10 protein-coding genes and 1 tRNA gene are annotated in these 13225 nt (G+C 52.9%); 7 read left to right on the forward strand and 4 right to left on the reverse strand.

Going from position 1 to position 13225, the window contains the following annotated elements; genetic code table 11:
• The 3 genes from ACIQUB_RS13790 to ACIQUB_RS13800 all read left to right on the forward strand — a co-directional run.
• Positions 1-316, forward strand: a 316-nt coding sequence (locus ACIQUB_RS13790; RefSeq protein WP_402930309.1) for a hypothetical protein, incomplete at its 5' end; no start/stop codon positions are given.
• A gap of 179 nt (positions 317-495) precedes the next feature.
• The gene (locus ACIQUB_RS13795; protein ID WP_402930311.1) at positions 496-780 is read left to right on the forward strand and encodes a LysR family transcriptional regulator; all 285 of its coding nucleotides are present in this window, start codon (positions 496-498) and stop codon (positions 778-780) included.
• Between the two features lie 173 nt (positions 781-953).
• Positions 954-1514 carry a recombinase family protein gene (locus tag ACIQUB_RS13800; RefSeq protein ID WP_402930312.1) on the forward strand — a complete coding sequence of 187 codons (561 nt, stop codon included), beginning with the start codon at positions 954-956 and terminating at the stop codon, positions 1512-1514.
• Between the two features lie 8 nt (positions 1515-1522).
• On the opposite strand, the gene ACIQUB_RS13805 is transcribed toward ACIQUB_RS13800, so the two are convergent.
• Positions 1523-3478, reverse strand: a complete 1956-nt coding sequence (locus ACIQUB_RS13805; RefSeq protein WP_402930314.1) for a DUF262 domain-containing protein — start codon at positions 3476-3478, stop codon at positions 1523-1525.
• Positions 3479-3960: 482 nt separating this feature from the next.
• Between ACIQUB_RS13805 and hsdR the strand changes: the two genes are divergently transcribed.
• From hsdR to ACIQUB_RS13825, 4 genes are read left to right on the forward strand one after another with little or no spacing between them, the layout of a single operon-like run.
• Positions 3961-6327: an EcoAI/FtnUII family type I restriction enzme subunit R gene (hsdR, locus tag ACIQUB_RS13810; RefSeq protein ID WP_402930568.1), complete on the forward strand. Its 2367-nt coding sequence runs from the start codon at positions 3961-3963 to the stop codon at positions 6325-6327.
• A gap of 2 nt (positions 6328-6329) precedes the next feature.
• A complete protein-coding gene (locus ACIQUB_RS13815; RefSeq protein ID WP_402930316.1) occupies positions 6330-7805 on the forward strand; it encodes an N-6 DNA methylase in 1476 nt (491 codons plus the stop codon).
• Entirely contained in the window at positions 7802-9352 is a 1551-nt protein-coding gene (locus ACIQUB_RS13820) for a restriction endonuclease subunit S (RefSeq protein WP_402930318.1), read from the forward strand. The genes ACIQUB_RS13815 and ACIQUB_RS13820 overlap by 4 nt, the downstream gene beginning before the upstream one ends.
• Positions 9343-10455 (forward strand): SIR2 family NAD-dependent protein deacylase, encoded by a 1113-nt coding sequence (locus tag ACIQUB_RS13825; RefSeq protein ID WP_402930320.1) that lies wholly within the window; start codon positions 9343-9345, stop codon positions 10453-10455. The genes ACIQUB_RS13820 and ACIQUB_RS13825 overlap by 10 nt, the downstream gene beginning before the upstream one ends.
• Before the next feature lie 93 nt (positions 10456-10548).
• Here ACIQUB_RS13825 and ACIQUB_RS13830 read toward each other — a convergent pair whose 3' ends face one another.
• From ACIQUB_RS13830 to ACIQUB_RS13840, 3 genes are all read right to left on the reverse strand, one after another.
• Positions 10549-11739 carry a tyrosine-type recombinase/integrase gene (locus ACIQUB_RS13830; RefSeq protein WP_402930322.1) on the reverse strand — a complete coding sequence of 397 codons (1191 nt, stop codon included), beginning with the start codon at positions 11737-11739 and terminating at the stop codon, positions 10549-10551.
• 187 nt (positions 11740-11926) lie between these two features.
• Positions 11927-12000: transfer RNA gene (locus tag ACIQUB_RS13835), tRNA-Gly, on the reverse strand.
• 69 nt (positions 12001-12069) lie between these two features.
• The gene (locus ACIQUB_RS13840; RefSeq protein WP_162718027.1) at positions 12070-13164 is read right to left on the reverse strand and encodes a 2'-deoxycytidine 5'-triphosphate deaminase; all 1095 of its coding nucleotides are present in this window, start codon (positions 13162-13164) and stop codon (positions 12070-12072) included.
• Between the last annotated feature and the right edge of the window lie 61 nt (positions 13165-13225).

Here is a 13225-nt window from a genome sequence, read left to right on the forward strand (position 1 = left end):
AAGTAGGCTCTTGATGTTCATATTGACCTCCAATTCAAAGTTTCAATCGGATCCGGGTTTTCGCCGTTTTGGCAGCGTTCCCTGCCCCGTCACCGCGTTTCAAGAAGTCGGACGATCAACCGCAACAAAAAGGCCTACTGCACACAAGCTAGTCGTACCAATCGCTGTCATGGCGACGTCGCCAGTCTCGATCGCGCTGATCGTAGTGGCGATTTTCTCTGACATCTCGGTCGCGGTAATAGCGCGGCTCGGCGCGCTCGGGATGTTTTGTACAGCGCCACGGTTCGCGGTGGCACACATTCGCGTCACCTCCTAGCAAGCTGTCGTACCCGCCCTTACCCTTAGCATCGAAGGCGTGGGCCGAGGTTGCGGTCAATAGAGCTATACCGATTGCGATGAAAACGTTTCTCATCCTCTAGCCTTTCATTATTTCTGCATCGATGAACAACACAACGAGGTGTGGACATCGTTGCCTAAACATGTGAGCCTTGTTGAATGTTCCACCTTGCAGACCTCGCCGTTTTTGCGTTGATCGCAGATGTTAAAAGCATTTCAGGTGCTGCGAGGTCACTCAAGATGCCGAAGTCGTCTGTGAGCAGGGCTTTGACGAGATTAGAGACTGAAGTCGGCCGGGTCTTAATAGAGCGCTCGACGAGGTCCGTTTGTTTAACAAAGGCGGGAGAAATGTTCTACACTCACGCATGCCGCATTTTGGACGAAGTGTCGGCTGCGGAACAGGCTATCGATGATATGCCGCTTGGCCCTGTTACAGCCGACTAGCTCGCTCGCCATCGAAGGCGCGAGGCTCTCGCTGCGATGTCGTGTCGGGTACTCGTGCACGTCAGGGTATAGCTGCGTGTGACGGCGTTGACGTAACACGATCGACCGTCACATTGGTCTTGACGCCGACTATTTGTGACAGGGTAGCCTTTGGCCTAAAGCTGAGGTGACACATGACGAAAATAGGCTACGCCCGAGTCAGCTCGATCGATCAGGATTTTGAAATCCAGCAACAACGCCTAAGGGCCGAAGGCTGCGTGATCGTGCGCGCAGAAAAGGTCTCCGGCGCGAGCCGCGACGGCCGAACGGAACTGGCAACGATCATCGAATTTCTTCGTGAGGGTGATGAGCTGATAGTGACGCGGCTCGATCGGCTTGGCCGCGACACCCGCGACGTGCTCAACATCGTGCACGAATGCGAGCAACGTGGTGCCTTCATCACCATTCTCGACCCCCATGTCTCAACGCGCGGAGAGATGGGGCACATGGTATTGACGGTGCTGGGCATGGTCGCGCAGATGGAGCGTCGCTTCATAAGGGAGCGTCAGCGGGAGGGCATCGAGCGGGCCAAATCTAGCGGGCGGTACAGTGGTGGTAAAGTTCGAATTGACCACCAGAAAATTCGACAGCTGTCAGCAGAGGGCGTCGGCGCATCTGCAATAGCCAAAGAAATGGGCTGCTCGCGAATGCAGGTTTACCGGGTTCTTAACGCGGCTCGCGAATCACTCAATTGATTGCGAGCTCACGAACTCCATATCTGCTTCGCGTGCTCGAAAAGTAGCTTTCCACGACTGGCTATCTCGTCTTCGTTCCAAGTCGCTTTCTTTACGAAGTCCTTGGTAAGCATCAGGATTGATTGATCCTCGAACTCCTGTCGTTTGGTCTCAAATGCAAGATTTTTGACTGCGCTGTTGAAGGACTGCGTGACGAGCGTGAGATTGCCGAGCGTATGCTTGATGCGGTTGCGCCTGACTATTCGCCCGACGACGCTATCATCTTCAAGCACCGCGTGCATTGCCTGGAAATGATCTGTATCGCTAGGCTGCACTTCGCCAGTGAAAGGCCAATGAGTACGCCAGTCCTGCGGGAGGATATGTTCAACAGTGAGGGTATCTGGTAGCGCCTTGTCCTCCTGTTTTTTGCCACGCTTGGCAAGTTCGATCTCGGAAAGAAGCATGCGGACTCTTGGGGAACCAAGTACACTGTAAAGCGGCTTGGTTAGGAGCGCGTTCTCGAATTCCGCATCAAGCGGAAAGCGGCCGCTTTCGGCCGTGAGGCCGAGTAGGTAGGCGCGGAGATTCTCATAGGCCCAGCCCTTTTTCTCAAGGTCGGCGATCACATTTAGAAATAGATTATTGTAGTTCTTGCCCGTGAGGCCGCAAACGGCGCGGCGCACGATGAGCGACAGCAGAAGTTCGAGCGATCTCTCCTTCTCGTCGTCGCCCATATCGCTGGCCCACAGGCGTAATAATAGGGGGTTGATCGTCGTGACGTCCCACGCCCGTAGCCGCGTTGAAAATATAGCCAATCGAGAGCCAGACGAACGTTCGATTATTTCTCTGTAGATACTGCCGTGCGCCTCAAGATCCTGAATCTCGGCTTGAACGCTTTCATAGCGCGGCACAGTGCTGTTCCGGGACGGCCTCAGGTACCCTTTGTACTCAGAGAACAGCTTGGAGATGGTGACGTCGCCAGCGATCTTACCGGCGATAAAATTCGCGAGGAAGAACTCAATGCGCTGCTTCTTGTAACGGCCCTGTTTCTCCATCTGACTCCAGAAAAAGTGTTCGAAGGGCTTCCAATGCTTTTTGAACAACATTTCCGCATCCTCTCCGCGTGCGTCGGCGCGCTGGAAGATGTTGTTGCGTACCAAATCGGCCGCGAGCAGCGGCTCGCCGCGATCATTGAGCGTCTCAAAGATAACTTGCGCATCGTCGCCCTCGTCAAGGACGATCTCGACAACCTTGAATTCCTCAAGCAAAGATTGCCAGATCGCATCGAGTTTTAGCTCCTTCGGGATTGAATCGTCGCTAGCTTGCTCTGCTTCATCTTCCAACTCCGGCGCCTCGACCAGATCATCATGCAGATCATCGGTCTCCACCGAGTGCTTTATGCGGTCGTAGAAAAAACCATATGCCCGCAGCATCGACGGGGTAGTCGCATATTCCTTCACCTGATCGCGCTGCACATTCGCAAACCAATAGTCACCATATTTTTTTTTGAGCGCGGCGCGATCCTCAGATGAGACGATATCGACAAAGAGCTGGCGGTTCGACTGCGTCGGCCAAACTTTGTAAATCTCGACGTCGGCGTCCTCCATGAGGTGAGGGTCGCTGTTGAGGATATATCGCTTGATGTTGCCTTCGGTCGTTACATGACCGATCGCCTTAGCGTAGTGACGCGCGGCGGTCAGGAAAAGCTGGAAAGTCGTGAGGCGCTGCTGTCCATCCACCACCTGAAAGGACGGCACCTGTTTAACCGAAGGCTTGGCACGGCTTTCCAGCACAACTGCACCCAAGAAATGCGAAAAGCGCCGCTCGCGACCGGCCAGACGTTCGATAGCCTTAGTGCGGATATCTTGCCAAAACGGCTCCCACTGCTTCTCGCGATTCCAAACATAGTGACGTTGGTAGATCGGGACGCAGTAGCGGTTCCTATTCTGCAGCAAAGTTCCAATTTCAACAGGTCCCGCTTTCATGCATCCCTCGCAAAGGCTTCAGAGTCTCTCTGGTACACCACAATGAAAGGAATAGGGATGTTTACTACCTTGCGGCGTGAATAATCCCCCCGAATAATTCGCCTATTATTTGCATGGGGCAGTCGACCTAAAATCGCAAATGTTCTGTGATCCTGTTGGGGAGCGATCATTATCTGATGTGACTGCAGCGGCCGACCGCCTTTTTGGAGAGCAGAACGCAGGAATGTCTTCAGAGCTACTCAACAAAGGGGTTAGTTTAGCCCCGTGGGGTCCGCGTTACATCAGGGTATCGCGGAAGCAGTGGGTTGTTCCAGTATGCAAGTTTACCGGCTCCCTCGCGCCGCCGATACAAAAAGACTGAAACGTCGTAGGCCGTCTCCTAAAAAGCATCCTTGTAGTTGACCGATCGGGGTCAGTCAGACCGACAACCTGTGGTCTGCGGCAGTGCCTCCACTGGCCAAATCAACAATCTGACTCTAATGATGCGTAACCAATGCCGTGCTGGGGGAATTACGTTGCGACTTAGTGAGAGAGATGTCTGCAGTAAGTATGTCAGCCCCGCCCTTTCCTCATCAGGGTGGGACTTGCATTCGCAGATACGCGAAGAGGTAACGCTGACGGCAGGGAGAATTATCGTTCGCGGTCAAATGACAACTCGAGGGAGAAAAAAGCGCGCGGACTATGTGCTTTATTTGAAGCCGAATATCCCCTTGGCGGTCATCGAAGTTAAAGATGAATCGCATTCTGCGTCTCATGGAATGCAGCAGGCACTAGAATATGCGCAAATGTTGGACGTCCCATTCGCCTTTTCGACCAATGGAAATACATTTGTACTTCACGATCGGAGTGGCGGAAGCATTGTAGAAAAAGAGTTCCCACCGAGCAAATTCCCATCCCCGAAAGAGCTTTGGCTAAAATATAGGCAATGGAAGAATCTCGACACTGTGGATCCCGCTGTCGTTGAGCAAGATTATTTTGATGACGGCTCCGATCGATCGCCAAGGTATTACCAAAGCCTTGCGATTAACCGGGCCGTTGAGCGTGTGAGCCAAGGCGACAATCGCTTACTTCTCGTAATGGCGACTGGCACCGGTAAGACCTACACAGCATTTCAGATCATTTGGAGGCTTTGGAGATCTGGAAGAAAGAAGAGAATACTGTTTCTCGCAGACAGAAATATCCTTGTCGATCAAGCAAAAACGAATGACTTTAAGCCATTCGGCGGTGCGATGACAAAGATAACCAACCGAAACATTGACAAGTCTTACGAAATATATTTGTCGCTTTATCAGGCAATAACCGGCAGTGAGATCGATGCGAACATTTACAAGCTATTTTCTCCAACGTTCTTTGATCTAATTATTGTCGATGAGTGCCATAGGGGTAGCGCCACCGAGGATTCGCGCTGGCGTGATGTTCTTCAATATTTTGCGTCGGCAACCCAGATTGGCCTGACCGCAACCCCGAAGGAAACAAAAACTGTCTCCAATTCGGAGTATTTTGGAGAGCCGATCTACACATATTCCCTTCGACAAGGCATCGAAGATGGGTTCCTCGCCCCCTATAAAGTCGTCCGATATGATTTGGACCGAGACATGCTCGGTTATCGACCCATTAGAGATACAACTGATCGCTTTGGCAACGAAGTTAATGATCGCATCTACCGGCAGAAGGACTTCGACCGGTCGCTCGTGCTCACTGAAAGGACCAAGCTTGTCGCCAAAAAAGTGACTGAATTTTTGCAGGCAACTGATCCCTACAGTAAAACGATCGTCTTCTGCGAAGACCAAGAACACGCAGAAAGAATGCGCCGAGAGCTTATAAACATCAATCATGCACTAGTCCGCGAAAATCACCGCTACGTAATGCGCATCACCGGCGAGGACGAGGCTGGGAAGGCCGAACTAGATAATTTCATAGATCCTCGCTCTCGATATCCCGTTATTGCTACCACTTCGAAGCTGCTTTCAACGGGAGTGGACGCGAAAACCTGCAAGCTAATCGTCCTTGATCAAACAATTGAATCAATGACGGAATTCAAGCAGACGATCGGACGAGGCACTCGAATTGATGAGCAGTTTGACAAGCTCTTCTTCACGATCATGGACTTTCGCAGTGCGACAGAGTTATTCGCGGACGTCAATTTCGATGGCGATCCCGTGCAAATTTACGAGCCGACGATCGACGATCCTGCGCTGCCGCCGGAGGATGAGCACACCACCGAGTTCCCTGAGACCTCGCCGTTAGCGGGCGATGTAGTAGGCACGGAAAAGCGACTGAAGTACTACCTGGATGACGTCCAAGTGGATGTCTTGTCAAAACGGGAGCAGTACCTTTCACATGACGGAAAACTGATCACTGAATCGCTTGTGGAATATACGAAAAAGACGATAACGCAGGACTATCGTACGTTACGAGATTTCCTCACCCGTTGGACAGAAGCTGACAAGAAACAAGCAGTTATCGACGAACTAGCGAAGACCGGGGTATCGCTAGACGCTCTCCGCAGCGAAGTCCCAAACGGAAGATCCTTCAGTGCGTTCGATCTGCTTTGCCACGTCGCCTATGGCGAACCTGCTATCACGCGGCGCGAGCGAGCAGACCGCCTTAGGGAGCGAGGATATTTTGCAAAATATCAGGAGCCGGCGCGAACCGTGCTTGAAGCGCTTCTGGACAAATATGCGAACGAGGAATTTGACCCTATCGAGAACGCAAGGGTGCTTCAACTTAAGCCATTCGACGAAATTGGGACACCCGTCGAAATTGTTAAGAACGTATTCGGTGGCAGAAGTGGGTACGAGATCGCAGTGCGCGAATTGCAGGATGAACTCTACCGCAGAAAGGCATAAAAATGGCTAACGTTGGTGGCATCATCAAGTCGATCCAAACCATCATGCGAAAAGACGCTGGCATCGACGGCGACGCGCAGAGGATCGGTCAACTCGTTTGGATGTTTTTTCTAAAGATCCTTGACGATAAAATTGCCGAGAACGAGCTGCTGGGCTCTGACTATCAGTCCCCCCTCCCCTCCGACCTTCGCTGGTCCTCATGGGCACAAGATGAAGAAGGGTTGACTGGCGAAAAACTCGCTGATTTCATCAATCTAGAGCTGTTCCCACGGTTAAAAAACTTGGCCGTCGAGGGCCCGCACCGTGACCGCTCATTGCTGGTCCGTGACGCGTTCGAAGATGCGTACAACTACATGAAAAACGGCACGTTGATCAGACAAGTGATCAACAAGATAAATGAGATTGATTTCAACAATGCTGGGGATAAGCATGCATTTGGCGATGTGTATGAGCAGATTCTGAAAGACCTTCAAAGTGCAGGGAATGCGGGCGAATTCTACACCCCACGAGCAGTAACCCAATTCACCGTTGACATGCTCGATCCGAAACTTGACGAAGTTGTGCTTGATCCAGCCTGTGGAACCGGCGGCTTTCTAGCTCATGTCATCGACCACAAGTCAGACCACTATGTGCAATCTGTGGCTGATGTGGAAACACTTCAACGAAGCATATTGGGCGTCGAAAAAAAAGCCTTACCTCACCTGTTGTGCATGACGAACATGATGCTCCACGGGATTGAGGCACCTACCAATATTTTTCACGATAACACACTGTCGGTTCCACTGAAGGATCACAAATGGAGGGGTATGATAGACGTCATTGTCACCAACCCACCGTTTGGGGGCACCGAGGAGGACGGAATTGAAAAGAATGTTCCTCTGAAGTACCAGACACGAGAAACTGCAGACCTCTTTCTCGTGCTCATTATCGAACTGTTAAAGAAAGGCGGACGAGCTGCGGTCGTTCTCCCTGACGGTACTCTCTTTGGCGAAGGCACTAAGACGCGCATCAAAGAAAAACTCATGGACGAGTGTAACCTCCACACAATCGTTCGCCTACCGAATGGCGTCTTTAGTCCGTATACCGGGATCAAGACCAACATCCTCTTCTTCGAAAAGGGACAACCAACTCGAGAAACTTGGTTCTACGAGCATTCGTACCCTGATGGGTACAAGAGTTATTCCAAGACTAAGCCTATGCGTATCGAGGAGTTTGATGTCGAGAAGCGCTGGTGGGGTGAACTGGCGACGCGCGAAGGTCGCAGGGAAGGACCAAACGCGTGGACCGTATCGATCGAGGAAATCAAGAGCAGAGGATACAACCTCGACATACAAAACCCCAATACGGCAGCTTCGGTTCATAAGAATCCCCGGTCAGTAGCTGACGAATTGGAGCGCAATAGAGCACAAGTGGAGAGATTGCAAATGCTACTTAAGTCCGTGTTCTCCAATGCCCTTGGTCTGGAGAATGGCGAATGACAGCTGAAGCGGTAAGCCTATTTTTGGGCCAATTCTCAGACCTGTCTCGGAGTCCTTCAGGCACCAAACGGCTGAAGGAACTAGTATTGCAACTTGCAGTGCGTGGCCGACTTGTTGGTCAGTCAAGTGATGATAGCAGTGTTGAGGATCTGCTTGTACATGTCCAAGACACCATTAGAACGGATATTGCGCGCGGTGTGGGCGTCGCTAGAAAAAAGCTCGAAAAATCACCCGCACCCCCTCCTTACCCTTTGCCGAAGGGGTGGGCGTGGAAAACTCTCGACGAGATTTCGAGCTACATCCAACGGGGCCGTGGCCCTCAATATGTCGATAATAGCAATGTGCGCATCGTTTCCCAGAAATGTATCCAATGGAGTGGGTTCACTGAAGAACCATGCAAGCTGCTGGATGAGGATGCTTTCTCGAACTACGGGCCTGAGAGAGTGCTGGCCGAGGGTGACCTCCTCTGGAATTCAACAGGGACAGGGACTATCGGGCGCGTAAACGTATTCCCGGAGCGAACTGATAATGCCGTTTTCGTAGCCGATAGTCACGTTACGGTTGTCAGAATCGCGGTTGTAAATCCGAGATATGTATGGTGTTTTCTAGCATCACCTACAGTACAATCTACGATCGAGGGTGATGCCTCTGGGTCTACAAATCAGGTGGAATTGTCGGGGACATACGTTCGGAATTGCTGGGTCCCAATACCGCCGCTCGCGGAACAAGATCGTATTGTCTCGAAGGTCGATGAACTCATGCAGTTGTGCGATGAACTCGACTACCATCTTCGAGAGGATGCGCGCCTCAGCGCAGAGTTGATGGATTCGCTTTTACATCACATCACCGAGCCCGATCCAGGAAACGGCGGTGGTACGCGCAGAGCGCATCTGCTAGCGAAGAGTACTGAGCTTACGAAGCACTCAAATGCAGCTCCATCCCAGAAGAATCAAAGTTCTCTAAGGCTATCAGATGCCCGGATCAAAGAAGCTGTTTTAGCCAGTGCCGTCGTGAATTCATTCTTCGAAGACGGAGGCGAGCCGATAGGAAATTTTCGCCTTCAGAAAGCCGTTTATTTTGCACGGCGGCATTTGGGCGACTACGGCGTCGATAAGGAATATCTGAAAAAGGCGGCCGGCCCATATAATCCTACGATGAAATACTCCGGTGGAATTGCAATAGCCAAAGCTAAAGAGTGGATTTTCGAGGCCAAGGGTCGATATGGTTTCGGGCATATACCCGGCCCGGCGTTTGCAGAGGTTCCTGAATTGTCTCACCAATTATCTCTAGATGACGCTGTTCAATGGGTTCGGGAAAAATTCAAGCGCCGTCGCAACGAGGAATGGGAGGTCTTAGCCACGGTTGATTTTGCTGTGTCCGACTTGAAAAATAGGGGTCACACAACGAATCCAGCCACGGTGCTAGAGTACATCTCGCGCGATGCGGAGTGGAGCCCGAAAATCGGCAAGCTTGGTCTCACGGAAGAATCAATTGATGTGGCTATGCACGAATTGTCCGAGCTCTTTGGGGGCGCTCAATGGGCGTAGCGCACTCGTCTTCGATTTGGTGCGAAAGTGATAACCATCATCTCTACGAGAAGCACTCCTCCTTCAACCTGTGGCTGGACGAGAAGGGGGAGTCCGAAGACACTATCGCGAAATACGGACTCGCCGTAATCGGCACGCCGAGTAAAGCCCTTTTCGCTGGTGACTATCCCGCCTATCTGGAAGCGGTTCTTAGTTTCAGTCAGAGGAGGCTTCACTCAGCTCTTGGCCAGACAGCTTTCGAGGAGCATTGGTTCAAGCGTAATCTAGCTCACTTTGAACAACTGTTGGACGCATTGAAGTCGAATTCCGTGGTTCCGTTCATCGGAGCAGGTGTAAGTTGTGCATCCGGATATAAGAGCTGGAAAGCTCATCTGCTGGCTCAAGGCAAAACAGCCGGCCTCGGCGATATTGAGCCGTTGTTAGACACTGGACAGTACGAAGAGGTAATGCAACAGGTCTTGAGACTTCCCCACGGCCGAAACCTTTTCATAAATAATCTTAAAGTTGATTTCCTCCAGCGTCCATCGCAACTGGAACTTCAGACGATGGTGCTGAAGCTTTGCCCCCATGTTGTCATTACAACGAACTACGACAGGTGTCTGGAACTTGCTGCGGTGGCGAGGGGTGAAGAGGAAGTCGAGCCAATCTACGCCTACGCACCCGACACTCAGCCACTTATCGCGTCCCTATCGCATCGACGCCGGGCGATCCTAAAGCTCCACGGCGACATCAAGTCGGCTTCAGAATGCATATTGAGCAGCGACCAATATGATGCGGCATACGGAGCCGGGTACATTGATATGGATCGACCTCTTCCGCGAAAACTGCGACGAGTTTACGAATCCAATAGCCTGCTGTTTCTAGGCTGCAGCCTGTATTTCGACAGGACACTACAGGTGTTTCAAAAGGTCATGGACGAGCGCGGAGCTTCCGACATACCTCCACATTTTGCCATTGTAGAGGCACCATCCGAGGTCGCCGATCTTGTGAGGAGAAATAAATTTCTCTTAGACGTTGGAATAACGCCGCTGTTCTATCCGTATGGCGAACACTTTAGATTGAAGGAAATACTAAGCTGTATAAATGATGGCATATCACAGTAAGAACCGAAGTCGCATAATCAATTCAATACGGCGATATAGATATCTCCGCGAAGCGCATGAGCGCAAATGCCTGTTCGCTTGATGCATATCCAATCATTTCTTTACCCGCTCCTCGTCTAGCATGTCGGCCCACCATTGCATCATCTGAATGCGCTCATCCCAATATGTCGCACGATTATAGATTCGCCGCACCTCTCGGGCGTCCAAGTGAGCAAGCTGAGCCTCAATCGCATCCGGGCTGAACTTGCCGGACTCATTTAAAATGCTGCTGGCGGATGAACGAAAGCCATGAGCTGTGTGCTCAGCCTCCCCTACTCCCATGCGACGAAGAGCCGAGTTCATCGAGTTTTCCGAAAGCAATGCTTTGCCAGACATCATTGATGGAAAAACCTGTGGCTTGTCCCCGAACAAGTCCTGCATATGTTTGATCACCTCGACAGCTTGTCGAGAGAGAGGAACATGGTGCTCGCGACGCATCTTTGTTTTGGCGGCGGGGATAGTCCAAATGGCCTTATCGATGTCTACTTCAGGCCACTCCATCGAACGTGTCTCCCCGGGCCGGGCGAAGCAAAGGGCCTGAATTTTTAATGCTGCTACGAGCGACGGCCAACCTCTATATCCATAAATTGCCCTCATTAGGCCGCCAAGCTCTTTACGAGTGGTAAGTGCTGGGTGGCTAACGGGCACATGCCGCTGAAGGGCGCCACGCAATGCCGACGTTGGATCGTTTTCCGCTCTTGCCGTTGCGATAGCAAACCGGAATACGCGCCCTATCACCGAACGCGTGGCGAGAGCGCTCTCTATGCGCCCGCTTTTTTCGATAGCCGTAAGAACATCCAAAACATCCTTCGCTGAGATTTGGGTGATGGGGTACGGCGAAAGTTTCTTCGCGAGAACCTTCAACATCCAAGCGTTTTTGTCGATGGTCGGCTCAGCTCGCTTATCTCGACCCAACTTGGCGATGAACTCGTCGGCGATCAGACCGAAAGTGTTCCCAGCTGCCGCTTTGGCAGCCAGTTGTTCCCGCTTCTTTGCCAATGAAGGGTCTAAACCATCCGATAGCGTTCGCTTTGCATCATCTCGTCGGCTGCGCGCGTCAGCAAGCCCTAGGGCAGGATAAGAGCCTAGCGTCAGCGTCTTTCGTTTTCCGAAATAGGCGTAGTCGAGCCGCCATGACTTGCCGCCTGCCGTCGACACATAGAGGTAAAGGCCTTTTCCATCTGGCAGTTTATAGGGTTTTTCGGATTTCTTGGCATTTCGAATTTGAACATCTGTCAGCGGCATTTACGGTATTGGCCTCGAAGCTATCAGCTTTATACCGTGGTTTTGTACCGAAAAATTTGCTGGATGTCACTGCACGCCGTTGCACGACGTTACGCGCGCGCGAGGTGATAGCTCCCGTTATCCCGTTGATTTTTCCCAGTTTATTGAACGTCGATGGACGTTATTGGACAAGCTGTTTTTGGGCGAATGGAGCGGGTGAAGGGAATCGAACCCTCGTATTCAGCTTGGGAAGCTGCTGCTCTACCATTGAGCTACACCCGCGTTGGCTGCAGATTTCCAACAGATGGCGGTCGGTGTCAAGCGGGGTTGGCGACTTCCGGGTGAGGCCGCTCAGATCCGGAAGTGCTTGGAGAGCTTGAGGCCCTGTGCCTGGTAGTTGGAGCCGAGGCCGGTGCCGTAGAGGCTTTCGGGGTGTTCCTGCATGTGCTCGTAGACTAGGCGGCCGACGATCTGGCCGTCTTCGAGGATGAAGGGGACCTCGTGGCTGCGGACTTCGAGGACGGCGCGGCTGCCGCGGCCGCCGGCGGGGGCGTGGCCGAAGCCGGGGTCGAAGAAGCCGGCGTAGTGGACGCGGAATTCGCCGACGAGCGGATCGAAGGGCGTCATCTCGGCGGCGTAATGCGGGGGCACGTGAACCGCTTCGCGCGAGACGAGGATGTAGAACTCATCCGGATCGAGGATCAGTTCGTTGCGACCGCGGCTGTAGATCGGCTCCCAGAAATCGAAGATATCGTGCTGGGCCTTCTTGTCGACGTCGACGACGGCCGTGTGGTGCTTGCCGCGATAGCCGATCAGGCCGTCCTTGTCGCCGGCGAGATCGATCGACAGCGCGATGCCGCCGCCCGAGACGTTCGGCTTTGTGCTTGCGACCAGCGTTTCGGCATCGTGCAGCGCCAGAAGTTCCGGTTCGCCGAGCAGCGACTGGCCAATGCGGAAGCGGATCTGCGACAAGCGCGAGCCGCGACGCACGACGATCGGGAAGGTGCGCGGCGAGATTTCGAGATAGAGCGGGCCGGAGTAGCCGGCCGGGATCTTGTCGAACTCCTGCGCATAATCGGTGATGACGCGGGTGAAGATATCGAGGCGGCCGGTCGAGCTTTTCGGGTTGGCCGAGGCCGACATGTCGGCCGGCAGATCGAGGCGCTCCATGAGGGGCACGATGTAGACGCAGCCGGTTTCGAGCACCGCGCCTTCCGAGAGATCGACGACATGCAGGCTCAATCGGTCGAGCTTGTCGGAGACGAGGCTGTTCGGACCCGGCATGAAGCTGGCGCGGACACGGAATGCCTTGGCGCCGAGACGGAGATCAAGGCTCGCCGGCTGGATCTGGTCGCTGTCGAGCTCGCGCTCCGCGACGAGGCGTCCCGTCTCGAACAACGCGGCAATCGCGCGGTCTGCCAATATTCCTGTTTCGCGAGCCATCATGCCCCATCCATAATTTGCCGCAGACAAAACCAAAATCGAGGAATTGACGCAAGCGCGCAAC

Origin of the sequence: Rhizobium sp. NPDC090275, assembly GCF_044772225.1 — a bacterium.
In the GTDB taxonomy this organism is placed as follows: domain Bacteria; phylum Pseudomonadota; class Alphaproteobacteria; order Rhizobiales; family Rhizobiaceae; genus Rhizobium.